A 26,075-nucleotide genomic window follows, 5' to 3' on the forward strand; every position below is an offset into this window, starting at 1 on the left:
GGCTCAGACCTCGTAGGTGGAGGAAGCGACTTTGCCGCCGCGCCCGGTCCAGTCGGTGTGGAAGAAGGTACCGCGCTCGCCGTCCACTCGCTCGTAGGTATGAGCGCCGAAATAGTCGCGCTGGGCCTGCAGCAGATTGGCGGGCAGGCGTTCGCTGCGATAGCCATCGAAATAGGCCAGGGCCGCCGCGAAGGCGGGGGTGGGCACGGCATGCTCGACCGCCAGGGCCACGGCACGACGCCAACCGGCCTCGGCGCCCTTCAGGGCCTCGGCGAAGAAATCGTCCAGCACCAGGTTGTCCAGATCGTGGTTCTTCTCGTAGGCCGCCTTGATGTCCCCCAGGAACTTGCTGCGAATGATACAGCCACCGCGCCACATGAGGGCGACGCCGCCGTAGTTGAGGTCCCATCCCTGCTCCCGGGCGGCCTCCCGCATGAGCATGAAGCCCTGGGCATAGGAGATGATCTTGGAGGCATAGAGGGCATCGCGCAGCGCATCCAGATAATCCTCCTTCGCCACCGCGGCCGGGCGCGCGGGCGCGCCCAGGATGGCCGCGGCACGCACCCGTTCGTCCTTCAATGACGACAGCACGCGGGCGAACACCGCCTCGCCGATGAGGGTCAGAGGCACCCCCAGGTCGAGGGCGCTGATGGCGGTCCACTTGCCTGTGCCCTTCTGGCCCGCGGTATCGAGGATCCGAGTCACCAGCGGAGCACCGTCCTCCTCCCGTTTGGCGAGGATATCGGCGGTGATCTCGATGAGGTAGGAGTCCAGCACGCCCCGGTTCCATTCCTCAAACACCCCGGCCATGGTGTCATGGTCCAATCCCAGGGCATGCTCCATGAGAGAGTAGGCCTCGCTGATGAGCTGCATGTCGCCGTACTCGATGCCGTTGTGCACCATCTTGACGAAATGGCCGGCGCCATCGGGCCCCACCCACTGGCAGCAGGGCTCGCCGTCCACATGGGCGGATATGGACTGGAAGATCTCGCGCACCAGGGGCCAGGCCTCCGGGTCGCCGCCGGGCATGATGGACGGCCCGTGACGGGCCCCCTCCTCACCGCCGGAGATCCCCGTGCCGATGAAACGCAGCCCCTTTTCACGTAACGCCGCGGTACGCCGGGTGGAATCCGGGTAGTGGGAGTTGCCGCCGTCGATGATCACGTCGCCGGGCTCCAGCAGGGGCGCCACCATGTCGATGAAACGGTCCACCACCTCACCGGCCTTCACCATGAGCATCACCTTGCGCGGTGGCGCCAGGGCCGCCACCAGTTCCTCCGGGCTGTGACAGCCGATGATGGACTTGCCCTCCGCCGGCCCTTCCATGAACTCGTCCACCTTGCTGGTGGTGCGGTTGTACACCGCGACGGTGTAGCCGTGATCCGCCATGTTGAGCACCAGATTCTGGCCCATGACGGCCAGCCCGATGAGTCCGATATCTGCCTGTGCCATATTATTCTCCTCCCTCCTTTGGTCCCTGTTAGCGGAGCCGGACGGTCCGTGCGACTAAGCACCGAACCGTCCGACTCCCGTTGATGAATTCCAAAACCACAATGATAGCTTGGTTGGCGCAGCCTGTCTCGGAGGTTGGCAGAGACGACTCACGCCCTGGAGTCACCAGCGAATCAGACAACGATGGCGTGGAGACGGAACTCGATACCCGAAGTGCGGGCCCTCAAGCCCGGCCCATGAACTCCCCGCTGCCCGTGTTCACCCTGATGCGCTCGCCTTCGGCGATATACTCCGGCACCTGCACCACCAGGCCGGTGGTCAGGGTGGCGGGTTTGGTGCGCGCGGAGCTGGACGCCGCCTTCATGGCGGGGGCGCATTCCGTCACTACCAGTTCCACCGCGGCCGGCAACTCCAGCCCCGCCGGAGCGCCTTCCACCAACAGCAGTTGCAGGCCGCTCATGTCGTCGGTGATGAAGGGCAACTCGGCCTCGATGGCCTCGTGGTCCAGCGCATACTGATTGTAGTCCTCGGTATCCATCACCGTGATGGCCTCGCCCTCGGCATAGAGGAACTGCACCGCGCGGCGTACCAACTCCGCGGCAGGGATGATGTCATCCCCCTTGTAGCTCCCTTCCACCTTCTGGCGCGACAGCACATCCCTGAACACCACCTTGTAAAGAGTGTTGCCGCCCCGCGAGGACGGCGACTTGGCCTGCACGTCCCGCACCATGCAGATACGCCCGTCCACACTGACTACCTGGCCCCGCTTCAACTCGTTCGCCTTCACTATGCCTCCAACCTGTGCCGCCCATGTGTATCGGATCACCCGCCATGGCACACTACGGCGCCTCGCCCTGGCCGACCCTTAAGGATAACCGGTGTGAATGATATCGAAGAAGCCATGGCCGCGCTGGGCCGTATCACCGCGGCCATCGATGGCGTCATGGAGGGCCAGCAACGAGCCATCCGCTGGCTGGTGGCGGCCTTCGCCAGCGGTGGCCATGTGTTGCTGGAGGACGTGCCGGGCACCGGCAAGACCACCCTGGCCAAGGCCCTGGCCAGGGTGGTGGGGGCAAAGTTCCAACGGGTTCAATTCACCCCCGACCTCCTGCCCACAGACATCCTCGGGGCCTCGGTATTCGAGCCCGACACCCGCCGCTTCCGCTTCCATCCCGGACCGGTGTTCACCAACATCCTGCTGGGGGACGAGATCAATCGCGCCTCGCCCCGCACCCAATCCGCCCTGCTGGAGGCCATGGCGGAGGGTCAGGTGAGCCTGGAGGGCAGGACCCGCCCTCTGCCGCCCCTGTTCTTCGTCATGGCTACCCAGAACCCCGTCGAGTTCCACGGCACCTATCCCCTGCCCGAGGCCCAGATGGACCGATTCGCCATGCGCTTCCGCCTCGGTTACGTGGATGAGGCCCAGGAGATCGGTATCCTCAGCCACCAGCGTGCCGGCCATCCCCTGGATGCCCTATCGGCCTGCGTGACCCTGGATGAGGCGGAACGCCTGCTGGTCCAGGCCCGCCAGGTGCGGGTGGCCCCCGAGCTCGAGACCTACATCGTGCGCCTGGTGCGAGCCAGTCGGGGTATCAAAGGAGTGGCCCTGGGTGCCAGCCCGCGCGCCGCTTTGGCCCTCATGAAGACCGCCCAGGGCCTGGCCCTTTGCGACGGCCTCGATTACGTGACTCCGGACCAAATTCAGGAACTGGCCGATCCCGTGCTCTCCCACCGCCTGGCCCTCGACCCCCAGGCCCGTTACGCCGGGGCCACGGCCGCCGCCGTGGTGGATGAGGTGCTGGAGCGGGTGCCCGTGCCCATCTGACGGAGTGGCCACCATTGCCGCCCCCGGGCGACGACATTGATCGCGAATCGGGACAGCGGTTCTTTCTCATGGGCGGATCTGCTATAAAAAGAGAAATAAAAATCGACGGCCATGGAAACCCGGCCGCAGATATCGCCACCAACCGCGCCATACATCATCTATCCGGCGCAACGAGGAATGGAATGAATCAGACCGAACCCCGTTCTCCGCCCCCCCGAGAGGACTTTATCGACCCATTCGGCCGCACCATCGAGTACGTGCGGCTGTCGGTGACGGACAAGTGCAACCTGCGGTGTTTCTACTGCCTGCCCGAAGGCCACAAGGACTTCGAAGAGGCGGGCAACCGGCTGTCCTTCGACGAGATCGAGACAGTGATGGCGGCCTTCGGCGAACTGGGGGTGCGGCGGGTACGTATCACCGGCGGCGAGCCGCTGCTGCGCAAGGATCTGCCGGTGCTGGTGGGGCGGCTGGCGGCCCTGCCGGGCATCGAGGATCTGTCGGTGAGCACCAACGCCTACCTGCTGGAGCGGGACGCGCGGGCCCTCAAAGAGGCCGGCGTGGGGCGCATCAACGTCAGCCTGGACAGCCTGCGGGCGGACCGCTTCCGGGACATCACCCGCGGCGCCGAGCTGGACCGGGTGCTCGGGGGTCTGCGGGCAGCCCGCGAGGCGGGCCTCGACCCCGTCAAGATCAACATGGTGGCCATGAAGGGCATCAATGACGACGAAGTGGAGGACATGGTGGAGTTCTGCATCGAGCAGGGCTTTACCCTGCGCTTCATCGAGACCATGCCCCTGGGGACGTCGGGCAGCGAGGCGAGCAAACATTATCTGGACCTGCAGCAGGTGAAGGCGCGGCTGGCGGAACGTTACGAGCTGACGCCGAGCATGATGCCGGGGGGCGGACCGGCGCGCTACTATCGCATCGGGGGCTCGGAGCTTAAGATCGGCTTCATCACCCCCATCTCCCAGCATTTCTGCGAGACCTGCAACCGCGTGCGCATGTCGGTGGACGGCACCCTGTACATGTGCCTGGGCCAGGAACACAACTACCCGCTGCGCCCGCTATTGCGGGACGGGGTGCGGGGGGGGGAGCTAAAAGAACATCTGTTGCGGGCCATCGCCATGAAGCCGGAGCGTCATGAGTTCCGGGAGAAACCCCATCAGATCGTGCGTTTCATGTCCGCCACCGGCGGCTGAGCCGGCGCCCGATTCTCTGACCCCGATCCTCTGACTGTAAGGAGCAATACACCATGGGTCACGCCGCCCAACGGGAATTCATCGCCGTGGACATCGCGGTGGCGACCATCTCCGATTCCCGCACGGAGGAGACGGACACCGCGGGCCGGGGTCTGGTGGAGCAGTTGCAGGGCACGGGCCACCGGCTGGTGGAGAAACAGATCATCCCGGACGACATCTACCGCATGCGGGCGCTGTTCAGCCGCTGGATAGCGGATGAGCAGGTTCAGGTGATCATCTCCACCGGCGGCACGGGCCTGACGGGCCGGGACAGCACGCCGGAGGCGGTACGGCCGCTGTTCGACAAGGAGGTGGAGGGTTTCGGCGAAGCCTTCCGGTGGCTGTCGTTTCAGGAGATCCAGACCTCGACGGTGCAGTCCCGCGCCGTCGCGGGGCTGGCCAACGGCACCATTATCTTCTGTCTGCCGGGCTCGCCGGGGGCGTGCCGGCTGGCGTGGGAGGGCCTCATCGTGCATCAGCTGGACGTGCGCAACCGGCCGTGCAACATGGTGGAGTTGATGCCGCGTTTTCTCGAAAAGTAGCCGTTCCGTTCATTACCCGTGACCTCCATGCCTGATTGCGATTGCGACCGCCCGCAGGCCGACATGCTGTCGGTGGAATCGGCGCGGGAGCGCCTGCTGGCGGGTGCGCGGGTGGTGGGGGACATCCAGGGGGTGCCCCTGGTGGAAGGCCATGGCCGGGTACTGGCCGAGGCCCTGGTCTCCGCCGTGGACGTACCCCCCCACGACAACAGCGCCATGGATGGCTACGCGGTGCACAGCGCGGACCTCGGGGCAGAGGCGGAGGTCCGCCAGCCCGTGGTGCAGACCATATCCGCCGGTGCGGTGGGGGCGGCCCTGGCGGCCGGGTGCGCGGCGCGGATCTTCACGGGGGCTCCCATCCCGCCGGGTGCGGATGCGGTGGTGATGCAGGAGCGCTGCCGAGTGGACGGCGACGGGGTGATCATCCGCGGTCCCGTGAGGGCGGGAGCGCACATCCGGCGGGCCGCCGAGGATATTGCGGTGGGCCAGACCATCCTGGCACCGGGGCGGCGGCTGCGTGCCCAGGAGCTGGGTCTCGCGGCCTCGGTGGGATGCGGGACCCTGCCCGTGTACCGGCGCCCGCGAGTGGCTATGTTCTTCACCGGCGACGAGTTGGTGGAGCCGGGCACGACCCCGCGGCCGGGGCAGATCTACGATTCCAACCGCTACACACTGGCGGGCCTGCTGGACGGCCTGGGCTGCGAGGTGGTGGATCTGGGCGTGGTGGCGGATACCCTGGAGGCGACCCGGGCGACCCTGCAGGCAGCGGCGCTGGAGGCTGACATGGTGGTGTCCACGGGGGGCGTGTCGGTAGGGGAGAAGGACTACGTGCGACTGGCCCTGACGGAACTGGGAAAGCTGGATTTATGGCGCATCCGGGTGAAGCCGGGCAAGCCCCTGGCCTTCGGGCGAGTGGGGGAAACGCCCTTCATCGGGCTGCCGGGCAACCCGGTATCCATGTTTGCGACCTTCTGCCTGTTCGTGGCGCCGTTTCTGAAGCGTATGTCTGGAATCGAGCAGGTGCTGTCGCGGCCGCAACGGGTGGCGGCGGGCTTCGAGTGGCCGCAGGCCGGCGGGCGCCGGGAGTTTCTGCGGGCGCGCCTGGCGCATGGCGAAAACGGTGCCGTGGAGGCCGAGATCCATCCCCACCAGGGCTCCGGCGTCCTGACCTCCACGGTGTGGGCTGACGGTTTCGTGGAAGTACCCGAAGGGACCGTGGTCAAGCACGGCGATAGGGTGGATTACCACCCCTTCGAGGGCCTGTTATAGGCCCCCCGGAAGCGCTGTCGGGTTCACCCTATGAGCTACTCACTCGCATTGTGGGCCAGGCGCTCCACGCCCCCCATATAAGGCCGCAATGCCTCCGGCACCGTGACCGAACCATCAGCCTCCTGGTAGTTCTCCATCACCGCCACCAGGGCCCGACCCACGGCGACGCCCGAACCGTTCAGGGTATGCAGCGGCTCGGGCCGGCCGGTTTCCGGGTTGCGCCAGCGCGCCTTCATGCGCCGGGCCTGAAAGTCCAAAAAATTGCTGCAGGACGAGATCTCACGGTAGCGCCCCTGGCCCGGCAGCCACACCTCGATGTCGTAGGTCTTGGTAGCCGAGAAGCCGGTGTCGCCGGCGCACAGGGTCACCACCCGGTAGGGCAGGCCCAGGCCCTGGAGCACCGCCTCGGCGTGGCCCGTGAGTTCCTCCAGGGCCTGGGCGGACTCCGCCGGGCGCCGCAGTTGCACCAGCTCCACCTTCTCGAACTGGTGCTGACGGATCATGCCCCGCGTGTCCTTGCCGTAGGACCCCGCCTCGCTGCGGAAACAGGGGGTGTGGGCGGCGAAGCGCCGGGGCAGGTCGGCATCCTCCAGGATGGTGTCCCGCACCATGTTAGTCACGGGCACCTCGGCGGTGGGGATGAGGTAATAGTCCTGCTCCGGGATATGGAACAGGTCCGCCGCGAACTTGGGCAACTGGCCGGTACCGAACAGGCTGTCCGCGTTCACCAGATAGGGTACGTAGAGCTCCTCGTAGCCGTGGTGGCCGGTATGCAGGTCCAGCATGTACTGGATGAGGGCCCGGTGCATGCGCGCCAGTCCCCGGTTCATGAGGGTGAAGCGGCTGCCGGCGATCTTCGCCGCGGTCTCCATGTCGAGCATGCCGAGGCCCCCACCGATATCCACGTGGTCCAGGGGCTCGAAGGCGAACTCCCGGGGCGTGCCCCAGCGCCGCTGCTCCACGTTGTCCGCCTCGTCACGGCCGTCGGGCACGCTGGGGTCCAGCAGGTTGGGGATCCCCAGCAGGATGTCGTCCAGTTCGTCCTGGAGCACCCCCAGCCGGGCCTCCCCAGCCTTCAGCTCGTCGCCGAGCCGCGCCACCTCCAGCCGTAGCGGCTCGATGTCCTCCCCGGCGGCCTTCGCCTTGCCGATGGCCTTGGAACGGCTGTTGCGCTCGTTCTGCAGTTCCTGGGTGCGTACCTGCACCGCCTTGCGCTCCTCCTCCAACGCCGCCAGGCGCTCGCGGTCGAGGGGCACGCCGCGCCGCGCCAGGTTGGCGGCGACGGTATCGAGATCGTTTCTGATCAGACGTGGATCCAGCACTTCATTCCCCGCTATTCATGGCGGCCGGCCAGGTCAGTATATGCCCCGGCTCGACCCGTTGATTGAGATATTCCAGGATCCCCGCCACCTTGTCCGGGCTATCGAAGAACTCGATCACCACCGGCAGATCCAGGGACATGTCCAGCAGGGTCGCCGAGTGTACCTTACCGCTGCGCCCGAAGCCGCTGATACCGCGGAAGACGGTGACCCCCTGGACCCGCGCCTCGTCGTGGAGATAACGGAAGATCTCCCGGTAGCCGCCCTTGGCCTCGTGGGAATAGATACGCACCACCCGGACGTCTCGTGTCTTCATCATCGCCTCATTTCAACCATGGTCATCAACTACGAAATGATTAACTACGAAGTGATTAACTACGAAATACGCGAAAGGCGCGAAAGTAAAAACAGCAACATTTAAGCGCCCAGGTCAACTTCCGACCCTCGGGATCCATCGCGCCTTCTCCCTTTCATCTCGTGATAATTATCTTTTCTCTTTTTTCGCGTCTTTCGTAGTTATCGCTTCCGTTTTTTCTTTATTAACTACGAAAAACGCGAAAGGCGCGAAAGAAAAAACAGCTACATCTAAAGCGCCCAGATCCACCTCCAACCTTCGGGCTCCATCGTACCTTCCCTCTTCCAGCATCTCGTGATAATTATCTTTTCGCTTTTTTCGCGTCTTTCGCGCCTTTCGTAGTTACCTCTTTTGTTTTTTCGCATTTTTCGTGTCTTTCGTGGTTACCGCTTTTGATTTTCGATGTTGTCATCCAGTCTAAGCCGCAATCCGGACCCGGCCGTCACCACTGGCGGCCCAGCACCAAGCCGACCCAGGCGGCGGTTAGGCAAAGCACCACGCTCGCAATGACGTTGACCAGGGCCTCCGCGCCCTTGCCCTGCTCAATCAGGGCCAGGGTCTCCATGGAAAACGTAGAAAAGGTGGTGAAGGAGCCCAGCAGCCCCACCAGCAGGGCGGCCCGCCACACCGCGTCCACGTCCATGCGCTCCACCAGCAGCACAAACAGCAGCCCCATGACCGCGGAGCCCCCCACGTTCACCACCAGAGTGCCATAGGGGAAGCCCCGCCCGGCGAGGGCGTAGACCGCCGTGGACACGCCGTAGCGCATCACCGCCCCCAGGGCGCCGCCTGCGGCGATGGCCACCAGTTGTTTCATCATGGCGGCCGTCTCAATCGTCTTCACCAGAGGCCCGGGCCTCGCGGTTCAGGCGGCGCAGGTGTTCCAGCTTCTCGCCGATGCGCATCTCAAGGCCCCGGGGCACGGGCCGATAATAGCGCCGTGCTTCGACGCCCTCGGGGAAATAGGTCTCGCCGGCGGCGAAGGCCTCCGGCTCGTCGTGGGCGTAGCGGTACTCGCGGCCGTAGCCCAGCTCCTTCATCAGCCGCGTGGGAGCATTGCGCAGGTGCACGGGCACCTCGGCGGAGGCTCCTTCGCGCACGTCGGCCATGGCGGCGTTGAAGGCCTTGTAGACGGCGTTGCTCTTGGGGGCGCAGGCGAGATACACCAGGGCCTGGGCCACCGCCAGCTCGCCCTCGGGGCTGCCCAGACGTTCCTGTACGTCCCAGGCGTTGAGGGCCAGCTCGAGGCCCCGGGGATCGGCGTTGCCGATGTCCTCCGAGGCCATGCGCACCACCCGTCGGGCGATATACAGGGGGTCACAGCCGCCGTCCAGCATGCGGGCGAACCAGTACAGGGTGGCATCGGGGTCCGAGCCCCGCACCGACTTGTGCAGCGCCGATATCTGGTCGTAGAAGGCATCCCCCTGCTTGTCGAAGCGTCGCAGCACGCCGCCAGCCACCACCTCGCGGATACGCTCGGGGGTGATGGCAGCCCCCTCCCCTTCCATGGCCCCGGCCACCCCCGCCGCCAGCTCCAGCAGGTTGAGGGCCCGCCGCGCATCGCCGTCCGCCAGCTCCGCCAGCAGGTCCCGGGCGGCATCCTCCATCACCACGCCCTGGCCCCCCAGGCCGCGTTCGCCGTCGGCCAGGGCGGCATCGATGACTTGCCGGATGTCGGCCTCGTCGAGGCCGCGCAGCACGTACACCCGGGCCCGCGACAACAGGGCGCTGTTGAGTTCGAAGGAGGGGTTCTCGGTGGTGGCCCCCACGAACACCAGGGTGCCGTCTTCCACGTAGGGCAGGAAGGCATCCTGCTGAGCCTTGTTGAAGCGGTGCACCTCGTCCACGAACAGCACCGTGCCGAGGTTGGTGCGACGACGGTGCTCCTGGGCCTTGGCCACCGCCTCGCGGATGTCTTTGACCCCCGCGAGCACCGCCGACACGGTGAGGAACCGGGCCTCGGAACGGTGGGCCACCATGCGCGCCAGAGTGGTCTTGCCGGTGCCCGGCGGGCCCCACAGCACCATGGAATGGGGGGTGCCCGATTCCAGGGCCCGACGCAGGGGTTTGCCCTCTCCCAGCAGGTGTTCCTGGCCCACGAAGTCGTTCAGGGTGGCCGGGCGCATGCGGTCGGCCAGGGGCGCGAACTCGTTGCCGGCGGGGGCGCCGGTGGGCGGGGTGTCGGGGAAGAGGGGCTCAGTCCCGTTCACGGATGACGTCCACGCCGGCGGGCGGCGTGAAGCGGAAGGTCTCGGGCGCCAGGGCGGGGTTCTCTTCCACCGCCTCGAAGGTGAGCTGGGTGTTCTGGCCGAAGTTGTCCTGGAGTTCCATGCGGCGCAGGGTGGCACCGTCGAAGCCGATGCGCAGGGCGGAGAAGGTGGATTCGGCGTCCCGCGGCCGCAGTTCCACCCAGTGGAGGCCGTCCTGGTCGCCCAGCTCGCGGATCTCGAAGGCCTCGCCGACGGGCGCCTCGGAACTCAGCAGGCGCGCCGGGCTGCTGCCCAGGGCGTCGTCCAGGCCCCGCACCGTGACCTGCTCCAACTCGCCGTCGTACATCCATACCCGGCTGCCGTCGGCCACGATCTCCTGGGCGTAGGGTTCGTGGTAGCTCCAGCGGAACCGATCGGGGCGGGCCAGGTAGAAGCGTCCCGCCGAGGATTCGATGGGCCGCCCCTGCTCGTCGAAGAGGCGCTGGCTGAATTCCGCCTGGAGGGTCTCCACACGCCCCAGGAAGGCCTCGAGGCGGGCCTGGGTACCGGCGGCACCGGCGCCGGCGGATACCCAGAGCAGCAGGGCCAGCCACGCGACGCGTTGGAAGAAGCAGGTCATGAGTCTCAGTCCTCGGGTGGGGGCGGGGCCAGCACATCGCGGCTGCCGTTGGATTCCAGGGGCCCCACGATACCCGCCTGCTCCATCTGCTCGATCATGCGGGCGGCCCGGTTATAGCCAATCTTGAGGCGCCGCTGCACCCCGGAGATGGAGGCCCGCCGGGTCTCGGTGACGATACGCACGGCGTCGTCGTAGAGGGGATCGTCCTCGGCATCGCCAGCGGGCTCCAGGCCCGGTATGCCGCCATTGTCGTCGCCGCCGCCCGCCAACACCTCTTCAACGTAGTCGGGCATACCCATCTTGCGCAGGCGCTCCACCACACGGTGCACCTCCTGGTCCGAGACGAAGGCGCCGTGGACGCGGATGGGATCGCCACTGCCGGGTGGCAGGTAGAGCATGTCGCCATGCCCCAGCAGCTGCTCCGCCCCACCCTGATCGAGGATGGTACGGGAATCGATCTTGGACGACACCTGGAAGGCGATGCGGGTGGGGATATTGGCCTTGATGAGGCCCGTGAGCACATCCACCGAGGGCCGCTGGGTGGCCAGGATGAGATGGATTCCGGCGGCCCGGGCCTTCTGGGCGAGGCGGGCGATGAGTTCCTCCACCTTCTTGCCCACCACCATCATCATGTCGGCCAGCTCGTCGATGACCACCACGATGAAGGGCAGATGCTCCAGCCGCGGCACCTCCTGGCCCTCCCCCACCGGCTCCACCAGCGGATCTGCCAGGGGCTGGCCGGCGGCCGCGGCATCGGCCACCTTGCGGTTGTAACCGCTGATGTTGCGCACCCCGAGGGCCGACATCAGACGATAGCGACGCTCCATCTCCGCCACGCACCAGCGCAGGGCATTGGCAGCCTCCTTCATGTCCGTGACCACCGGCGCCAGCAGGTGGCCGATGCCCTGGTACACCGACAGTTCCAGCATCTTGGGGTCCACCATGATGAGGCGCACATCGTGGGGGGTGGCCTTGAAGATGATGCTGAGGATCATGGCGTTCACCGCCACCGACTTGCCCGAGCCCGTGGTGCCCGCCACCAGCAGATGGGGCATGCGGGCCAGGTCCACCACCGACGGGTTACCGCCGATGTCCTTGCCGAGCGCCAGGGCCAGGGGCGACTTGAGTTCGTCGTAGGCCTGGGACTTCAGGATCTCCGACAGCACCACCAACTCCCGGTGCTCGTTGGGTAGTTCCAGTCCCACCACCGACTTGCCGGGGATCACCTCGACGATGCGCACGCTGGTGACGGACAGGGAGCGGGCCAGGTCCTTGGCCAGGTTGGTGATGCGGTTCACCTTGAAGCCCGGCGCGGGGTCGAGTTCGAAACGTGTCACCACCGGGCCCGGGTGGACTGCCACCACCTCCACCTCGATGCCGAACTCCCGCAGCTTGAGTTCCACCTGCCGTGACATGGCTTCGAGGCTCTCCCGGGACACCTTGTGGTTGGTGGTGGGCTTGCCGTCGAGCAGGGACAACGCCGGCAGGGTCTCCTGGGGCGGCGGCTCGAACAGGGAGGCCTGTTTTTCCTTCTCCACCCGCACACTGGGGCCGATGGCGATGGTGGGCTCGATGCGGGGCGGCTTGCGCTTGACCTCCCTGGCCTTGGCGCTGGCCACCTGCTCCTGGCGCTGTTTCTTCTGCTCTCGGCCCGCGCGGGCCTCGCGGATCTGGTTGACATAACCCTGCATCCGGGCCAGCCCCAGCAGGGTCAGGCGGCCGGTCTCGTCCATGAGGGTGAGCCAGGAGAAACCGAGGAGCAGGCTCACGCCGGTGAGAAAAAACGCCAGCAGGATGAGGGTGCTGCCCATGGGGCTCACCAGGGAGGCCAGGCCGAGGCCCACCACGTTGCCGAGGATGCCGCCGGCATCCAGCGGCAGGCCGGGGCCATGGAAATGCAGCGAACCGAGGCCGCAACCTGCCGCCAGGGTGAGCAGGAAACCGGCGCCATGGCTAGCCACCGGATACCAGGCCGACTGGTCCAGGCGATCGCCCTTGTAGGCCACCCAGCCGGCGAAGGCCACCGCCAGGGGAAAGAGGTAGGCCAGATAGCCGAACAGGTAGAGGGTGATATCCGCCACCCATGCCCCCACCACGCCGCCGCGGTTGGCGATGGGGCCCATCTCGCCGCTGTAAGACCAGCCGGGATCCGCCGGGTCGTAGGTGACCAGGGATAACAACAGGTAGACGGCGAGTGCCAGGGCCAGGAACAGCATGCCCTCGCGGAGACCGCGCCCGAGGTGGAGGGGCCAGTTGGACACGGTCCGGGCCTTCTTGGTGGTTGCCTGCGCCAAGACTTTAATAAACCATCACAGAAATGCAGCGTAAGCTATTGATTGGGTGCATTTTATCATCGCCATACCACGTCCCGCAATGCGGGCAGCACGATCTCGCCACCGCGCACGTTAACGGCGTCGGCGAGGGCCGGACGGCGGCCCTCCCAGCCGGGTGCAGCCAGTTCCCCCACGTAACGTGCCAAGGCCGCAGAGAGGGCCTCGGAGGCCGTGCGTGGCACCGCCCCCGGCATGTTGGTAACACCGAAGTGCACCACGCCCTCCTCCACGTAGGTGGGGGCGCCGTAATCCGTGGGCCGGATGGTCTCCACGCAGCCCCCCTGATCCACCGACACGTCGACGATGACACTGCCCCGCCCCATGGATGCCACGGCGGCGCGGTCGATGAGATGGGGAGTGCGGGCGCCGGGGATCAGCACCGCCCCCACCAGCAGATCGGCCCGCGCCACCTCCTCAGCCACCTCGTCGGGGAAGGGATACAGGGCCGTGACGTTGGCCCCCACGCCGCGGGCCGCACCGAGGCGCAACGGCAGCTTGTCGAACACCGTCACCTCGGCCCCCAGGGCCGCCGCCGAGCGCGCCGCCGCCTCGCCTACCACCCCGAAGCCCAGCACCACGACGCGACCGCGGCGGGCCGCCGGCATGCCCCCCAGCAACAGTCCCTTGCCGCCGGCGGGTCCGTGGAGCAGATGGGCCCCAACCTGGGCGGCGATGTGGCCGGCCACCTCGCTCATGGGCTGGAGGATGGGCAGATGGCCGTTCTCCGCCACGGTCTCGAAGGCCACCGCGGTGAGTCCCTTGTCCCGCAATACCGCCATCAACTCCGGCTGGGCCGCCAGATGCAGGAAGCAGAACAGCAGGTGGTCCGAGCGCAGGCGCGGAAACTCCGCGGCCACCGGCTCCTTCACCTTCACTACCATTTCGGCCTCGCCATAGAGGGTGTCCGCGTCGGCCACGATGGTGACCCCGCGGCTCTCGTAGTCGGCATCGCTGAAGCCGCTGTTGTCACCGGCACCGCTCTCCACCAGCACCTCGTGGCCGTCACGCACCAGCTCCGTACAGGCCGCCGGAATGAGGGCGACGCGCCCCTCGAAGGGCTTGATCTCCTGTGGAATTCCGATTTTCATGTCAGCCTCTCATCTCCCCGCCGCACTGCCGCAGGAACCGCACCCGCGGCGCCGTTCGGCTTTAGCCCGCCGCTTTAAATGACGTACCATGCGCACCATGTTAACCATCTCTTATGCACCGTCATACCCCGTTGACAGAGGAAGGAAGATTTCATGACTGAGCCCCGCCATTGCAAGCTGCTGATCCTCGGTTCCGGCCCCGCCGGTTACACCGCGGCGGTCTATGCCGCCCGCGCCAATCTGAACCCGGTCCTCATCACCGGGATGGAACAGGGCGGCCAGTTGACCACCACCACCGACGTGGACAACTGGCCCGGCGACGACGAAGGCGTGCAGGGACCCGAACTCATGGAGCGCATGCGCCGCCATGCGGAGCGCTTCGGCACGGAAATGATCTTCGACCACATCAAGGAGGCCCATCTCGCCGAGAAACCCGCGCGGCTGGTGGGTGATACCGGCGAGTTCACCTGCGACGCCCTCGTCATCGCCACCGGCGCCTCGGCCATGTACCTCGGCCTGCCCTCCGAGGAGACCTTCAAGGGCAAGGGGGTGTCGGCCTGCGCCACCTGCGACGGCTTCTTCTATCGCAATCAGAAGGTGGCGGTCATCGGCGGCGGCAACACCGCCGTGGAAGAGGCCCTGTATCTGTCCAACATCGCCTCGGAGGTGGTGCTGGTGCATCGCCGCGACGCCCTGCGGGCGGAGAAGATCCTCCAGGACCGGCTGTTCGAGCGCGAGAAGAACGGCAACGTCACCATCGAGTGGAATCACGTCCTCGACGAGGTGCTGGGGGACAACAGCGGGGTGACGGGGATCCGTATCCGCAACGTCAGCGACGACTCCACCCGGGACATCGAACTCATGGGCGTGTTCGTGGCCATCGGCCACCGTCCCAACACCGAGCTGTTCAAGGGCCAGCTGGACATGGCCGGCGGTTATATCAAGGTCACCGGCGGCACCGCCGGCGATGCCACCGCCACCAGCGTGCCCGGGGTGTTCGCCGCCGGCGATGTGATGGACCATGTCTACCGCCAGGCGGTCACCTCCGCCGGTACCGGCTGCATGGCGGCCCTGGATGCGGAGCGCTACCTCGATGCCCTGGAGGGTATCCCGACCCGCTAGCGCAACCCGGGCCCGGAGCCCAGCCCCCATGGTCATGCGCTGCACCACCGTCCATACCATCGACGACATTCCCCGCCGGGACTGGAACGTCCTGGCGGGAAGCGCCAATCCGTTTACCCGCCACGAGTTCCTCGCCGCCCTCGAGGGCAACGGCTGTCTGGGGGAGCGCTGGGGCTGGTTGCCCCACCACATCACGGTCCACGAGAACGACCGTCTGGTGGGCGCCTGTCCCGTCTACCTCAAGACCAACTCCTACGGCGAGTTCGTATTCGACATGGCGTGGGCCGACGCCTACCAGCGCTACGGCCACCGCTATTTCCCCAAGTTCGTCTCCGCCGTCCCCTATACCCCGGTGACCGGCCCCCGCATCATGGTGGCCCCGGAGGCCTCACGGGCCGCGGTGGTGGAGGCCATCACCCGTAAAGCCCTGGAGCTGGTGGAGGAATACGACGGCTCGGGCATGCACTGGCTCTTTACCGACGCCGCGGCCACCGATGAGCTGGAGGCCGCGGGTTTCATGCGCCGGGTCGGCGTACAGTACCACTGGGCCAACCGCGGCTACCGGGATTTCGAGGATTTCCTCTCCACCCTCACCTCGCGGCGCCGCAAGGACATACGCCGCGAACGCCGGCTGGCGCGGGACAGCGGCGCCGAGTTCGAGGTGCTGAACGGCCACGACGCGACGGACGAGCACTGGGCCGTCTACCATGCCTGCTACACCGCCACCTTCGACCGCAAATGGGGCTATGCCACCCTGAGCGAGGCTTTCTTCCGGGAACTGGCGGCCACCATGCCGGACAACGTGGTGCTGGTGATGGTGCGCCATAGGGGCGAATACGTGGCCGGCGCCTTCAATCTGGCAGGGGACGACGGCCTGTTCGGCCGCCACTGGGGCACTCTGAAGCCGTTGGACTATGTCCACTTCGAGGCCTGTTATTACCAGGCCATCGACTACGCCATCGCCCGCGGCCTGTCGCGCTTCGAGGCCGGGGCCCAGGGAGAGCACAAGATCCAGCGCGGCTTCCTGCCCCGGGCGACCTATTCCGCTCATTACATCCGCGAGTCCGCCTTTCGTACCCCCATCGCCGACTTTCTGCAGCGGGAACGCCGGGAGATGGCCGCCGTGATCGCCCAGCTCGAAGGCGGCTCGCCCTACCGGCAGACGGATTGACCAGCCCTGCTTCCATGGCCGCCGCCAACCTTAGTCTGCCCGCCGAGGGGCCCTTCGCCCCATGCTGACCCTGCCCTACTGGATCCCCCGGGGCGCGCCGCCGGAGACCTTTCCCGACGCCGAACTGGCCCTGCGGGAGCCCAATGGCCTGCTGGCGGCGGGGGGCGACCTGTCGCCCCAACGGCTGGTGGCGGCCTACCGGCGGGGCATCTTCCCCTGGTACGGCGATGACCAGCCCATCCTGTGGTGGACCCCCGATCCACGCACCGTGCTGCTGCCGGGGACCTTGCGCATCTCCCGCAGCCTGCGCAAGACCCTCAACAGGGGCATCTTCGAGGTCACCTTGGACACCGCCTTCGAACAGGTCATCGCCGCCTGCGCCGCCCCCCGGGGGGACGACGACGGCACCTGGATAACCCGGGAAATGTTCTATGCATACAACCGCTTGCATCGCCTCGGCTGGGCCCATTCGGTGGAATGCCGGCAGTATGGGCAACTGGTGGGCGGACTCTACGGAGTAGGCATCGGGCGGGTATTCTTCGGCGAGTCCATGTTCAGCCGGGTGAGCGATGCCTCCAAGGTGGCACTGGTACATTTGTGCCGTATGAACTATGAGTTAATCGACTGCCAGATAGAAAGCGACCACCTGTTCCGCCTCGGTGCCCAGACCATGCCCAGAGCCCAGTTTCTCCGCCAGTTGAACATGTTCGCCGGGGACGAGGCCGCAGCGCCACCCACCGGGGGGCAGTACCCGTGACCGCGCCGGAAGACTCCCGTCTCTTGAGCTTTTTCTCCACGCCGGTCCACCCCTGCAGCTATCTGGAGCAACGGGACGCGGTGACCGTGTTTGCCGATCCCCGCTTTCCCAAGTCCACGGAACTCTACTCGGTGCTCTCCCGCCACGGCTTCCGGCGCAGCGGCACCCATATCTACCGGCCCCAATGCCCCGGCTGCTCCGCCTGCATCCCGGTGCGCATCCCGGTCCGCGAGTTCGTGCCCCGCCGCCGCCAGCGCCGGGTCTGGAGCCGCAACGCGGACATGGTGGTCACCGGAAGGCCGGCGGAGTTTCGCGAGGACCATTTCGACCTCTACCGCGCCTATCTGGCGACGCGCCACCGCGGAGGTGGCATGGACAATCCCACTCCGGCGCAGTATGCGGATTTCCTCATCGGCAACTGGTGCGATACGGCATTCTACGAATTCCGCCACCGTGGCCGACTGCTGGCGGTGGCGGTGGCGGACCGCCTGGACGACGGCCTGTCGGCGGTCTACACCTTCTTCGACCCAACGGCGTCCAGACGCTCCCTCGGCACCCACGCGATCCTGTGGGAAATCGAGGAATGCCGGCGACTGGGTTTGGAATGGCTTTATCTGGGCTATTGGATACCCGGCTGCGCCAAGATGAGCTACAAGCAGGAATTCCAGCCTTCCGAGTTTTTCGTGGACGGGGCCTGGACCCGCCATGGCCCGGCCCCTTGAATGGTGTGTCAGACCACTCGCCGCAGACACGAGTCACTTCCACCAAGCCTCGCCTTCTGGCAGAATAATGCAGTTTTTTCAAGCAGAAGGTTAATATGGCAAAAGAAGATTCCATCGAGATGGAAGGCAAGGTGGTCGAGACCCTGCCCAATACCACGTTCCGCGTGGAACTCGAAAACGGACACGTGGTGACCGCCCACATCTCTGGCAAGATGCGCAAGCATTACATCCGCATCCTCACCGGGGATTCGGTGACGGTACAGCTCACCCCCTACGACCTCAGTAAGGGGCGTATCACCTACCGCGCCCGCTAGTCCGTCGCCGGCATGCCGGCGACGCACCGTCTCACACCACGCGATCCGTCCGGATATAATATTCCTGGTGGGCCCGCGGATGGATCTCCACCAGGGTGAGGCGTGCCCCCGCATAGTTCTCATGCACGTACACCGCCGCGGTGTCGATGAAATGCACGTTGCCCACGGTGACGGGCTCGCGCACCGGCGTATGGCCGCAATAGACACGGTCCACCTTGCCGGCCACCGGCTCCGCCAGGACCTGGCCGTGTACCCTGCCCCGGGAGTAGAGGGCATACACCGAGGCCTCGGCGACACCGCCTTCCAACAATTCGGCGAACTCGTCCCAACTGACATCCGCGGGCACGTCCGCGTGGACGATGCCCACCAATCCACTATGGGTTTCCACCTCCAGGGCCAGGGGCAGGTTGTCGAAGGTGCGGCGGAAGCGGGCCTGTTCCGTCTCGTCCAGTTCCAACCACCACTCGCCACCGTTGTAGCGCACCCAGAAATCCAGGTCCTTGCCGTTCTCGGAGTCGATGGCAAACTGTTCGTGGTTACCGCGACAGGCGTAAAACCAGGGTTGTGCGAGCCAGTCCAGGGCAGCGTTGGACTCCGGCCCCCGATCCACGAGATCGCCCACGGAGAACACGCGATCCCTGCCGGAGTCGAACTCCACTTCTTCCAGCAGGACGGACAGGTGAGCGAACATGCCATGGATATCGCCCACGACGAAATCCCGTCCCTCGGAGTTGAGGGGAAAGCGATGGACAGCGGCATATTCCTCCGGCCCGTCGCCGTTGCCCCATAGTTGAGACACCATGGCGTTGATGTGTCTTAGCATGTGATGGATCGCCCTTGCGCGGCAGTGCGCATCACCGCACGGTAATCCTCGCCGGCTGAGGGTGCAAGGAACGTCGAACGCCCTCAGAGGTGGGTCTTGCGGACATGTTCCAGCAATCCTCGTGCCCCCGCCTCCACCAGATCCAGCACCTTCTCGAAGCCCTTGTCGCCGCCGAAGTACGGGTCAGGCACCTCGCCGGCGCGGCGTGAGTTGGCATACTCCAGGAACAGCCCCACCTTGGCGCGCTGGCTCTCGGGACACATGTAGCGCAGATGGGAAAGGTTGTCCCTGTCCATGGCCAGGACGTAGTCGAATCTCTCGAAGTCCTCTGCGCTCACCTGACGGGCCCGCAGATCCGAGAACTCTACGCCGCGGCGGGCCGCCGCCGCCTGAGAACGGGCATCCGGGGGTTCCCCCACATGGTAGGCATGGGTGCCCGCAGAATCGATACGGATGCGGTCGGTGAGCCCCGCCTCCTCCACGAGCCGGCGGAACACGCCGTGGGCGGTGGGCGAGCGGCAGATATTGCCCATGCACACGAAGAGTATTTTAACCGACTGATCTTCTTCCATAACTCTCTGTTTCCACTAGTTTTGTGTGCGTGCTAGACTCTAGTTGAATTCTGTTGAATTCCGTTACGTCTGGTGAAAGGTGCACACAGGAGTGCACACAAAAGGTGGCAGATATGGGACTGACAGATGCAGCATGCAGGGCGAAGTGGGACGGGAAAGATCGCATGATGGGTGATGGTGGGGGCCTTTACCTGAATGTCCGCAGGAAGTCGAAAACATGGATTGTACGGAGGACGCGAGCAGGCGCCAAGCGAGTAATGACCCTTGGCCACCACCCCGACATGAGTCTGGCTGAGGCCCGCCGAGAAGCCGCCAAGCTGGACCCACGCAAGCATGGCAGCACACGCACGGTTTCAGACCTGGTGAAGGACTACCGGGGCATCATCGAGCGGGACAACAAACGGCCTCACCTGACAACCGGATATCTTGATCGGGGGATCCCCCTCCACCTGCGCGACATGCGGATCGCCGATGTGGCCCGGGCCGACCTGGTGGCCGCAATCCGCGAGTATAAGATCCGAATCAATGGCCGTAGCGGAGAGCGGGCCCGGGACGCCTTCCGGGGGATCCTCCGCCAGATGTTCGGCCTGGCCGTTGAACAGGGTGACATCGATATAAACCCGGCGGCAGGCATCACGGCCCGGATCACCGGGTACACGCCGAAAGACCGGGCACGGGTGCTGAATGACGATGAGATCCGATTACTGTGGCGCCAGGTGTAGATGGCTGTAAAAACCCGCGCATATCTGGCGAAGGATTGATTGGTAGGCCAATCAGTCGCTGAGCCGGCTGGCGGGCGGCCGCGAGCAACCGGTGACAAGAGTGCCGGAATCGGGTAGATGAAGAGGGGCCGTTGAGACAGGTGCGATACCGGGTCTAATTGACTTGGCGGTCGATCCCGGTATCGCACCCCGGGCCGTGCAGAGCACGAGCCCAAACACTATTTCTCGTTTTCCCCTGACAATCAAGTCCTCATCGGCCTGGATCGCCGATGGAGAACTCTGCACGCCTGTACAACTGCGCCCGTTGTCATCGTCAGGTGATGATCTGCAGCGGCTGTGACCGCGGCAACATCTATTGCCCTGAGGGGTGTGCGCAGGCGGCACGAAGCGCGTCTCTGCGGGCCGCCGGCTGGCGCTACCAGCAGAGCCGCCAGGGCCGGCACAAGCATGCCGAGCGGCAACGCCGCTACCGGGCGAGAAGGCAGAAAGTGACGCATCAGGGTTCCCCGGCCCCGCCCCTCATGATCCACTACCCCCCGTTCCGGCGAGGCCGGCTGGCCGCCGCGGTGCGGATGGCGCGCCGATGATGGCGCCCATTCGCTGCCACTTCTGCGGCCGTGAGTGCGGACCTTTCCTGCGTACCGGCCCGCTTCATCGCGCCACCGCCGCTGCTGCGCTTGGAACAGTCACCCGACAGGGGCCACCAGGCGCCCGGGCTCAGCCCCCTTGAGCCGGCCGGCCACGAGATGAGGAGAAACGCATTGGCCATCAGCAAAGAACAAGAGGCGCAGATCCTGCGCTATCACTACGTCGAGAAGTGGCGGGTGGGCACCATTGCCAGCCAGTTGGGCGTACACCACAACGTCGTCAATCGGGTGCTCTCCCAGGCCGGCATGCCGAAGGTCGAGCGGGCTGCGCAGCCGTCGATGATCGATCCTTATCTGCCGTTCATCACCGACACCCTGGCCCAGTTCCCCACGCTCACCGCCAGCCGCCTCTACGGCATGGTGCGTGAACGGGGCTACCCCGGCGGCCCCGACCACTTCCGCCATCAGCTCGCCTGTTACCGGCCACGCCCCCGGCCCGAGGCCTTTCTGCGCCTGAAGACCCTGCCCGGCGACCAGGGACAGATCGACTGGGGCCATTTCGGCAAGCTCACCATCGGCCGCGCAACCCATGCCCTGATGGCCTTTGTCATGGTGCTCAGCTACTCCCGGCGCATTTTTTTGCGCTTCTTCCTCGATGCCAAGATGGCCAACTTCCTGCGGGGCCATGAGGCGGCCTTCACCGCCTCGAACGGCCTGCCCAAGGTCCTGCTCTACGACAACCTGAAAAGCGCCGTGCTGGAGCGCCAGGGTGAGGCCATCCGCTTCCATCCCACCTTGCTCGAGTTCGCCGCCCACTACCGCTTTGAGCCCCGTCCGGTGGCGGTGGCCCGGGGCAACGAGAAGGGCGGGTGGAGCGCGCCATCCGCACGATACGCGATAATTTCTGGCCGGCCCGCCAATGGACCGACATCGATGATCTCAACGCCCAGGCCGAGGCCTGGTGCAACGGCTGGGCCATGGACCGGCCCTGCCCGGAGGACCGTGCCCTCTCGGTGCGCCAGGCCTTCGAGCAGGAGCCCCTGCTGGCGCTGCCCGATAACCCCTATCCCACCGACGAGCGGGTCGAGGTCCACATCGGCAAGACCCCTTACGCGCGCTTCGAGGGCAACGACTACAGCGTGCCCCACACCCATGTGCGCCGCACCCTCACCGTCTCGGCCTCACCCACCGAGGTGCGGATCCTCGACGGCGGAGACGTCATCGCCCGCCACCCGCGCAGCTACGACAAGGGCCGGCAGATCGAACAGCCGGAACACATCGAGGCACTGGTCCAGATCAAACGCCAGGCCCGGCATCATCGCGGCCAGGACCACCTGGCCCAGGCCGCACCGGCCAGCCGGCAGTTACTCATACAGGCCGCTGAGCGTGGCGACAACCTCGGCGCCATCACCGCCGCCCTGCTGCGCCTCCTCGATGCCTACGGCGCCCCCGAGCTGGAAGCGGCCATCCAGGAGAGCCTGGCCCACGGGGTCGCTCACCCCAACGGCGTGCGCATCGCCCTGCAGCGGAGGCGCGAGGCGAGAAACCAGCCGCCCCGGGTGGGAGTGCGCATCGACCACGCGCGCGCCAGGGGGCTGGTGGTACGCACCCATGATCTGGGCGGCTACGACGCCTTGCAGTCCACCCCGCCCGAAGCCGAAGACGACGCCCAGGAGGAGCCCCAATGATCCCTAACCCATCCCTGAAAGAACGGGCCACGGCCCTCAAGCTCCATGGCCTGCTGAGCCATTGGGAGGAGCACGCCGACGCTGGCTGGGTCGAGTCCCTGATCCAGTGGGAAGAGGAAGAACGTGCCGACCGCAGCCTCGAGCGGCGCATGAAAGGGGCGCGGCTGGGCCGCTTCAAACCCCTGGCCGACTTCGACTGGGGCTGGCCCAGCCGTTGCGACCGGGAACTGGTCAGTGAGCTGATGCGCCTCGACTTCCTTACCGAGGCGGTCAATATCATCCTGGTGGGACCCAACGGGGTCGGCAAATCCACCCTGGCCCGCAACATCGCCCATCAAGCGGTGCTGGCCGGCCACAGCGTCCTCTTTACCAGCGCCGGCCAGATGCTCAATGACTTGGCCGCCCAGGATGGCGACAGCGCCCTCAAGCGGCGCCTCGCCCGCTACGCCCGCCCTCAACTGCTAGCGGTCGACGAGGTGGGGTATCTCGCCTACTCCAATCGCCATGCCGATCTGCTGTTCGAGATCGTCTCCCGCCGCTACGAGGAGAAATCCACCCTGGTCACCACCAACCGACCCTTCGCCGAATGGGGTGAAGTCTTTCCCAACGCCTCCTGCGTGGTCTCCCTCGTGGACCGGCTGGTACACCGCTCCGAGATCCTCACTATCGAAGGTGAATCCTACCGGCTCAAGGAGGCCAAGGAGCGACAGCAGCAACAGGCGCAGCGGCGCCAATCCGCAGCCAAATCCAACAAAGGAGCCCAACCATGACCCATCCCCCGATACCGGACGACTGGACACCAGAGCAGGCATTGGCGATCTATGACTTTATCGACGAACTCCGCGATGCCATCTGGAGCCGATACGATCGGCAGCTGGTCGAACTCATGCAACAAGACCGCATAACGACCTTTGAAGTCGACGACGATGACTTGATCTTCTGAGCCGACTCTTAAGCCCACCCCGGCGGCGTGACCTGGCTTGAGTCGAGGCGACCTATCCGCGCTGAGGCCGAGTCACGCCGCCTGAACCTGCGACTGCGACCTTCGCCATTTATGCGCGGATTTACTCAGCCGCTAACACCAGGAGGGCGACAACGCGCGCCTGCTGCGATTCCTGCTGCTAACGGGTGCCCGTATCGGGGAGGCACAGAAGGCGGCGCCATGGGAAGCCAAGGGACGTGAATGGACCATTCCCGGCGATCTCTCGAAGAACGGCGATGCCCATTGGGTATATCTGACGGACACCGCTGCCGCGCAGGCCGCGCACCCTTTCCGTATGTCCCCCACGGCAACACAAGCCTGGTTACGCCGCTGGTGCGCCAAGCACGGCATTGATCCCGCCTTCACGCCGCACGACGCCAGAAGAACATTCAGCACCCGCCTGAACGATGCAGGCGTGGAGCCCTACGTGGTGGAGAAATGCCTTAACCACCGGATGAACGGGGTGATGGCCGTCTACAACCGGGCCGCATACCGCGAGCAACGGATCGAGGCCTACCGCACCATGGAACGCCTGGTGATGGAGGTGGTGGGCAATGGCTGATCTCATCTTCCTACTGGTGATGCGGGCCAAGGATGGCGATAAAAGCGCCGCCCGAGACTTGGCCACCATAGCCGCCGAGCGCCTACGCGATGGACGTCCCATGCCGGAACCCGTCCGGGACTGGCTGGCGTCTGCTCTGGAGTCTGCCGCCAGTGGCGAGGATGCGGGGCGGGCCCTGCTGCTGGCCGGACGGCGTGGGAGACGTCAACACGACTTCCGCTCGAAGTGGATAGACGTGGCCATGACCGTGGAGCATTTGGAGGGCGACATGGATCTCAATGACGCCATACAGGCCGCCGCCGACCACCATCACGTCGATGCCGGAACGGCGGCCAAGTACCACAAGCGATACCTGAAGCACAAGGACTGAAACCCGCCGATATGCGTCTTTGAAGGCCGTCCATGCGGCTGAGTAATCTCGTTCTCGTCCAGCTGATTCTAACTGGCAACGGATTCTCACCGAGGGCGACACCATGAACGACACCACCCCCGCCGGCTTGACGCCGATCTCATACAGCGTCGATCAGGCCTCCGCCGCTACCGGCATTCCGAAGTCCACCATGTGGAAACTGATATAGGATGGAGCCCTCCGCACGTCAAAGGTGGGCCGCCGCCGCTTGATCCCTCGTGGCGAGTTGGAGCGCCTGGTGGGGGTGGGCAGATGACACCGCCAAAATGGAAGCGCCCCGCCGGACGAGGACCGAGCGGGGCGCGGGAGGACAGCCGCCAGGACAGCGACCAGATCAAGTCTAGCGCGGTGCTGTATGGATATATGGGGTATCCCTTTAGCTCCACAGGATTCAATTCTCGGCTTTCTGGGACGTTTCTACGATTTTCCCGTAGGGCACCGGCTTCGTAATCACCGCCTGCTGGAGCAGGCGATAGAAGAGCAGCCCCCGAGATCGCGAAGTTCGGCGATTGAATCGAAATACGAATTCGTCCAGATAGTAGTCCAGCTGGCTCGGTTGGACAGCTCCATGGTGGGTGCCCATCATCCAGCGTTGCAGCAATGCGGCGACCCGGTGAACGCCCGGCATCGATTCATGAGCGGCCGTTTCGGACCCTATATGGACTGTGCGGCGGTGTTTATATCCGGCATCGTCCAGTTTCCGATAGGCGGCAGATCCATCACTGTGAATGGTCGCGCCCGAACGAACAGACTCCTGGATAAAGGGTAGCAGGTGCTCGTAGTCGCCTTGCGCGATTTGCTGAATCCGAATTCTTCCGAACCCTTTGGGTTGAAGCATCTCGACGGCGATGGCAACAAGTGCCTTTGTGGTGCGGCTCTTGCGGCCGAGCGCAGAAACTGGCGTTTTCCGGTCGGTCAGGGCAAGGTAGGTCTCATCGACTTCCACTTCTCCGTCAAGCAATTCCCTGCCGGGGCGCACCATGGCGCGTCGCAGTCTGTGCAGCATCGTCCAGGCTGTTTCGTAGCTCCCCAGCCCAAGCACACGCTGCAATCCCAACGCGCTTACGCCGTGCTTCTGATTGGTGATATACCAAATAGCAGCGAACCAGACCCGAAGCTCAGTGCGTGTCTTGTCGAAAATAGTGCCCGCCGTTACGCTGGTCTGGTGCCGGCATGCCGGACAAATCACTCTGCCACGACTGATTCGCTTGGCTTCGCTTGATGCGCCGCACCTCGGGCAGATCAGGCCATCGGGCCACCGCAGCTTTTCCAAGTAATCGCGACAAGCTTGCTCAGAATGGAACCAGTCAAGGAATTGAACCCAGGTTGTTGGATAGTCCGTACCCGCGATCGGTGGTAGCTTTGGCGCGTCCATGAGCCAATTCTGCCATCTG

The 26,075-nt window shown here is 65.5% G+C and carries 27 protein-coding genes and 1 pseudogene; 16 read left to right on the top strand and 12 right to left on the bottom strand.

All coding sequences use genetic code 11. The features are described 5' to 3' along the window. Nucleotides 1-3: 3 nt before the first annotated feature. Together gnd and yeiP are read right to left on the bottom strand one after the other, a co-directional pair. Nucleotides 4-1,452: a decarboxylating NADP(+)-dependent phosphogluconate dehydrogenase gene (gene gnd, locus U5S82_22985; GenBank protein MDZ7754431.1), complete on the bottom strand. Its 1,449-nt coding sequence runs from the start codon at nucleotides 1,450-1,452 to the stop codon at nucleotides 4-6. Nucleotides 1,453-1,675: 223 nt separating this feature from the next. After that, nucleotides 1,676-2,239 (bottom strand): elongation factor P-like protein YeiP, encoded by a 564-nt coding sequence (gene yeiP / locus U5S82_22990; protein ID MDZ7754432.1) that lies wholly within the window; start codon nucleotides 2,237-2,239, stop codon nucleotides 1,676-1,678. 93 nt (nucleotides 2,240-2,332) lie between these two features. Here yeiP and U5S82_22995 point away from each other — a divergent pair, with 93 nt between their 5' ends. The 4 genes from U5S82_22995 (at nucleotide 2,333) to glp (ending at nucleotide 6,326) form a co-directional block, all read left to right on the top strand. After that, nucleotides 2,333-3,277, top strand: coding sequence for a MoxR family ATPase (locus tag U5S82_22995; GenBank protein MDZ7754433.1), 945 nt, complete (start codon nucleotides 2,333-2,335; stop codon nucleotides 3,275-3,277). A 182-nt stretch (nucleotides 3,278-3,459) separates the two neighbouring features. Continuing rightward, nucleotides 3,460-4,476, top strand: a complete 1,017-nt coding sequence (moaA, locus tag U5S82_23000) for a GTP 3',8-cyclase MoaA (protein ID MDZ7754434.1) — start codon at nucleotides 3,460-3,462, stop codon at nucleotides 4,474-4,476. Nucleotides 4,477-4,529: 53 nt separating this feature from the next. Then, nucleotides 4,530-5,057: a molybdenum cofactor biosynthesis protein B gene (gene moaB / locus U5S82_23005; GenBank protein MDZ7754435.1), complete on the top strand. Its 528-nt coding sequence runs from the start codon at nucleotides 4,530-4,532 to the stop codon at nucleotides 5,055-5,057. 27 nt (nucleotides 5,058-5,084) lie between these two features. Further along, nucleotides 5,085-6,326 (top strand): gephyrin-like molybdotransferase Glp, encoded by a 1,242-nt coding sequence (gene glp / locus U5S82_23010; GenBank protein MDZ7754436.1) that lies wholly within the window; start codon nucleotides 5,085-5,087, stop codon nucleotides 6,324-6,326. 35 nt (nucleotides 6,327-6,361) lie between these two features. Here glp and serS read toward each other — a convergent pair whose 3' ends face one another. The 7 genes from serS to ald form a co-directional block, all read right to left on the bottom strand. Continuing rightward, nucleotides 6,362-7,648, bottom strand: a complete 1,287-nt coding sequence (serS, locus tag U5S82_23015; GenBank protein ID MDZ7754437.1) for a serine--tRNA ligase — start codon at nucleotides 7,646-7,648, stop codon at nucleotides 6,362-6,364. A 1-nt stretch (nucleotide 7,649) separates the two neighbouring features. After that, nucleotides 7,650-7,964, bottom strand: a complete 315-nt coding sequence (locus tag U5S82_23020; protein MDZ7754438.1) for a DUF190 domain-containing protein — start codon at nucleotides 7,962-7,964, stop codon at nucleotides 7,650-7,652. Between the two features lie 478 nt (nucleotides 7,965-8,442). Beyond that, the gene (gene crcB / locus U5S82_23025) at nucleotides 8,443-8,817 is read right to left on the bottom strand and encodes a fluoride efflux transporter CrcB (GenBank protein MDZ7754439.1); all 375 of its coding nucleotides are present in this window, start codon (nucleotides 8,815-8,817) and stop codon (nucleotides 8,443-8,445) included. A 13-nt stretch (nucleotides 8,818-8,830) separates the two neighbouring features. Continuing rightward, on the bottom strand, nucleotides 8,831-10,126 hold the full coding sequence (locus tag U5S82_23030; protein ID MDZ7754440.1) for a replication-associated recombination protein A: 1,296 nt from the start codon (nucleotides 10,124-10,126) through the stop codon (nucleotides 8,831-8,833). 70 nt (nucleotides 10,127-10,196) lie between these two features. Further along, entirely contained in the window at nucleotides 10,197-10,829 is a 633-nt protein-coding gene (gene lolA / locus U5S82_23035; protein MDZ7754441.1) for an outer membrane lipoprotein chaperone LolA, read from the bottom strand. Between the two features lie 5 nt (nucleotides 10,830-10,834). Next, on the bottom strand, nucleotides 10,835-13,090 hold the full coding sequence (locus U5S82_23040) for a DNA translocase FtsK 4TM domain-containing protein (protein MDZ7754442.1): 2,256 nt from the start codon (nucleotides 13,088-13,090) through the stop codon (nucleotides 10,835-10,837). 89 nt (nucleotides 13,091-13,179) lie between these two features. Beyond that, nucleotides 13,180-14,250 (bottom strand): alanine dehydrogenase, encoded by a 1,071-nt coding sequence (gene ald, locus U5S82_23045; GenBank protein ID MDZ7754443.1) that lies wholly within the window; start codon nucleotides 14,248-14,250, stop codon nucleotides 13,180-13,182. A gap of 153 nt (nucleotides 14,251-14,403) precedes the next feature. Here ald and trxB point away from each other — a divergent pair, with 153 nt between their 5' ends. The 5 genes from trxB to infA all read left to right on the top strand — a co-directional run bounded on the left by trxB (nucleotide 14,404) and on the right by infA (nucleotide 18,336). Continuing rightward, nucleotides 14,404-15,372: a thioredoxin-disulfide reductase gene (trxB, locus tag U5S82_23050; protein ID MDZ7754444.1), complete on the top strand. Its 969-nt coding sequence runs from the start codon at nucleotides 14,404-14,406 to the stop codon at nucleotides 15,370-15,372. 28 nt (nucleotides 15,373-15,400) lie between these two features. Further along, complete coding sequence (locus tag U5S82_23055; protein ID MDZ7754445.1) at nucleotides 15,401-16,543, top strand: GNAT family N-acetyltransferase; 1,143 nt, start codon at nucleotides 15,401-15,403, stop codon at nucleotides 16,541-16,543. 61 nt (nucleotides 16,544-16,604) lie between these two features. After that, entirely contained in the window at nucleotides 16,605-17,300 is a 696-nt protein-coding gene (aat, locus tag U5S82_23060) for a leucyl/phenylalanyl-tRNA--protein transferase (GenBank protein MDZ7754446.1), read from the top strand. Then, the gene (locus U5S82_23065; protein ID MDZ7754447.1) at nucleotides 17,297-18,022 is read left to right on the top strand and encodes an arginyltransferase; all 726 of its coding nucleotides are present in this window, start codon (nucleotides 17,297-17,299) and stop codon (nucleotides 18,020-18,022) included. Before aat ends, U5S82_23065 begins: the two co-directional genes overlap by 4 nt. 95 nt (nucleotides 18,023-18,117) lie before the next feature. Then, nucleotides 18,118-18,336: a translation initiation factor IF-1 gene (gene infA, locus U5S82_23070; protein ID MDZ7754448.1), complete on the top strand. Its 219-nt coding sequence runs from the start codon at nucleotides 18,118-18,120 to the stop codon at nucleotides 18,334-18,336. A gap of 31 nt (nucleotides 18,337-18,367) precedes the next feature. Here the strand turns inward: infA and U5S82_23075 are convergent, their stop codons facing one another. Further along, complete coding sequence (locus U5S82_23075) at nucleotides 18,368-19,159, bottom strand: metallophosphoesterase (protein ID MDZ7754449.1); 792 nt, start codon at nucleotides 19,157-19,159, stop codon at nucleotides 18,368-18,370. Nucleotides 19,160-19,242: 83 nt separating this feature from the next. Next, nucleotides 19,243-19,731: a low molecular weight protein-tyrosine-phosphatase gene (locus U5S82_23080; protein ID MDZ7754450.1), complete on the bottom strand. Its 489-nt coding sequence runs from the start codon at nucleotides 19,729-19,731 to the stop codon at nucleotides 19,243-19,245. Between the two features lie 113 nt (nucleotides 19,732-19,844). On the opposite strand from U5S82_23080, the gene U5S82_23085 reads away from it, so the two are divergent. The 7 genes and pseudogenes from U5S82_23085 (at nucleotide 19,845) to U5S82_23115 (ending at nucleotide 24,642) form a co-directional block, all read left to right on the top strand. Further along, nucleotides 19,845-20,453 (top strand): Arm DNA-binding domain-containing protein, encoded by a 609-nt coding sequence (locus U5S82_23085; GenBank protein MDZ7754451.1) that lies wholly within the window; start codon nucleotides 19,845-19,847, stop codon nucleotides 20,451-20,453. Between the two features lie 269 nt (nucleotides 20,454-20,722). Continuing rightward, nucleotides 20,723-21,040 (top strand): hypothetical protein, encoded by a 318-nt coding sequence (locus tag U5S82_23090; GenBank protein MDZ7754452.1) that lies wholly within the window; start codon nucleotides 20,723-20,725, stop codon nucleotides 21,038-21,040. A gap of 159 nt (nucleotides 21,041-21,199) precedes the next feature. Next, nucleotides 21,200-22,728 (top strand): annotated as a pseudogene (istA, locus tag U5S82_23095) (IS21 family transposase). Further along, nucleotides 22,725-23,498: an IS21-like element helper ATPase IstB gene (istB, locus tag U5S82_23100; protein ID MDZ7754453.1), complete on the top strand. Its 774-nt coding sequence runs from the start codon at nucleotides 22,725-22,727 to the stop codon at nucleotides 23,496-23,498. The pseudogene istA and the gene istB overlap by 4 nt, the downstream one beginning before the upstream one ends. Next, nucleotides 23,495-23,671 (top strand): hypothetical protein, encoded by a 177-nt coding sequence (locus tag U5S82_23105; GenBank protein ID MDZ7754454.1) that lies wholly within the window; start codon nucleotides 23,495-23,497, stop codon nucleotides 23,669-23,671. The genes istB and U5S82_23105 overlap by 4 nt, the downstream gene beginning before the upstream one ends. 334 nt (nucleotides 23,672-24,005) lie before the next feature. Beyond that, a complete protein-coding gene (locus U5S82_23110; GenBank protein ID MDZ7754455.1) occupies nucleotides 24,006-24,272 on the top strand; it encodes a tyrosine-type recombinase/integrase in 267 nt (88 codons plus the stop codon). Beyond that, entirely contained in the window at nucleotides 24,265-24,642 is a 378-nt protein-coding gene (locus U5S82_23115) for a hypothetical protein (protein MDZ7754456.1), read from the top strand. The genes U5S82_23110 and U5S82_23115 overlap by 8 nt, the downstream gene beginning before the upstream one ends. A 430-nt stretch (nucleotides 24,643-25,072) precedes the next feature. Here U5S82_23115 and U5S82_23120 read toward each other — a convergent pair whose 3' ends face one another. After that, nucleotides 25,073-26,056, bottom strand: coding sequence for an IS1595 family transposase (locus U5S82_23120; GenBank protein ID MDZ7754457.1), 984 nt, complete (start codon nucleotides 26,054-26,056; stop codon nucleotides 25,073-25,075). Between the last annotated feature and the right edge of the window lie 19 nt (nucleotides 26,057-26,075).

Source organism: Gammaproteobacteria bacterium (assembly GCA_034522055.1).
Lineage (GTDB): Bacteria > Pseudomonadota > Gammaproteobacteria > JAABTG01 > JAABTG01 > JAABTG01.

What these genes read in the sequence shown, in the direction of transcription:
- gnd (MDZ7754431.1), bottom strand. Translation starts at nt 1,452, where the DNA reads ATGGCACAGGCAGATATCGGACTCATCGGGCTGGCCGTCATGGGCCAG.
- moaA (MDZ7754434.1), top strand. Translation starts at nt 3,460, where the DNA reads ATGAATCAGACCGAACCCCGTTCTCCGCCCCCCCGAGAGGACTTTATC.
- moaB (MDZ7754435.1), top strand. Translation starts at nt 4,530, where the DNA reads ATGGGTCACGCCGCCCAACGGGAATTCATCGCCGTGGACATCGCGGTG.
- glp (MDZ7754436.1), top strand. Translation starts at nt 5,085, where the DNA reads ATGCCTGATTGCGATTGCGACCGCCCGCAGGCCGACATGCTGTCGGTG.
- U5S82_23020 (MDZ7754438.1), bottom strand. Translation starts at nt 7,964, where the DNA reads ATGATGAAGACACGAGACGTCCGGGTGGTGCGTATCTATTCCCACGAG.
- crcB (MDZ7754439.1), bottom strand. Translation starts at nt 8,817, where the DNA reads ATGAAACAACTGGTGGCCATCGCCGCAGGCGGCGCCCTGGGGGCGGTG.
- U5S82_23030 (MDZ7754440.1), bottom strand. Translation starts at nt 10,126, where the DNA reads ATGCGCCCGGCCACCCTGAACGACTTCGTGGGCCAGGAACACCTGCTG.
- lolA (MDZ7754441.1), bottom strand. Translation starts at nt 10,829, where the DNA reads ATGACCTGCTTCTTCCAACGCGTCGCGTGGCTGGCCCTGCTGCTCTGG.
- ald (MDZ7754443.1), bottom strand. Translation starts at nt 14,250, where the DNA reads ATGAAAATCGGAATTCCACAGGAGATCAAGCCCTTCGAGGGGCGCGTC.
- trxB (MDZ7754444.1), top strand. Translation starts at nt 14,404, where the DNA reads ATGACTGAGCCCCGCCATTGCAAGCTGCTGATCCTCGGTTCCGGCCCC.
- U5S82_23055 (MDZ7754445.1), top strand. Translation starts at nt 15,401, where the DNA reads ATGGTCATGCGCTGCACCACCGTCCATACCATCGACGACATTCCCCGC.
- aat (MDZ7754446.1), top strand. Translation starts at nt 16,605, where the DNA reads ATGCTGACCCTGCCCTACTGGATCCCCCGGGGCGCGCCGCCGGAGACC.
- infA (MDZ7754448.1), top strand. Translation starts at nt 18,118, where the DNA reads ATGGCAAAAGAAGATTCCATCGAGATGGAAGGCAAGGTGGTCGAGACC.
- U5S82_23075 (MDZ7754449.1), bottom strand. Translation starts at nt 19,159, where the DNA reads ATGCTAAGACACATCAACGCCATGGTGTCTCAACTATGGGGCAACGGC.
- U5S82_23080 (MDZ7754450.1), bottom strand. Translation starts at nt 19,731, where the DNA reads ATGGAAGAAGATCAGTCGGTTAAAATACTCTTCGTGTGCATGGGCAAT.
- U5S82_23085 (MDZ7754451.1), top strand. Translation starts at nt 19,845, where the DNA reads ATGGGACTGACAGATGCAGCATGCAGGGCGAAGTGGGACGGGAAAGAT.
- U5S82_23090 (MDZ7754452.1), top strand. Translation starts at nt 20,723, where the DNA reads ATGGAGAACTCTGCACGCCTGTACAACTGCGCCCGTTGTCATCGTCAG.
- istB (MDZ7754453.1), top strand. Translation starts at nt 22,725, where the DNA reads ATGATCCCTAACCCATCCCTGAAAGAACGGGCCACGGCCCTCAAGCTC.
- U5S82_23105 (MDZ7754454.1), top strand. Translation starts at nt 23,495, where the DNA reads ATGACCCATCCCCCGATACCGGACGACTGGACACCAGAGCAGGCATTG.
- U5S82_23110 (MDZ7754455.1), top strand. Translation starts at nt 24,006, where the DNA reads ATGTCCCCCACGGCAACACAAGCCTGGTTACGCCGCTGGTGCGCCAAG.
- U5S82_23115 (MDZ7754456.1), top strand. Translation starts at nt 24,265, where the DNA reads ATGGCTGATCTCATCTTCCTACTGGTGATGCGGGCCAAGGATGGCGAT.
- U5S82_23120 (MDZ7754457.1), bottom strand. Translation starts at nt 26,056, where the DNA reads ATGGACGCGCCAAAGCTACCACCGATCGCGGGTACGGACTATCCAACA.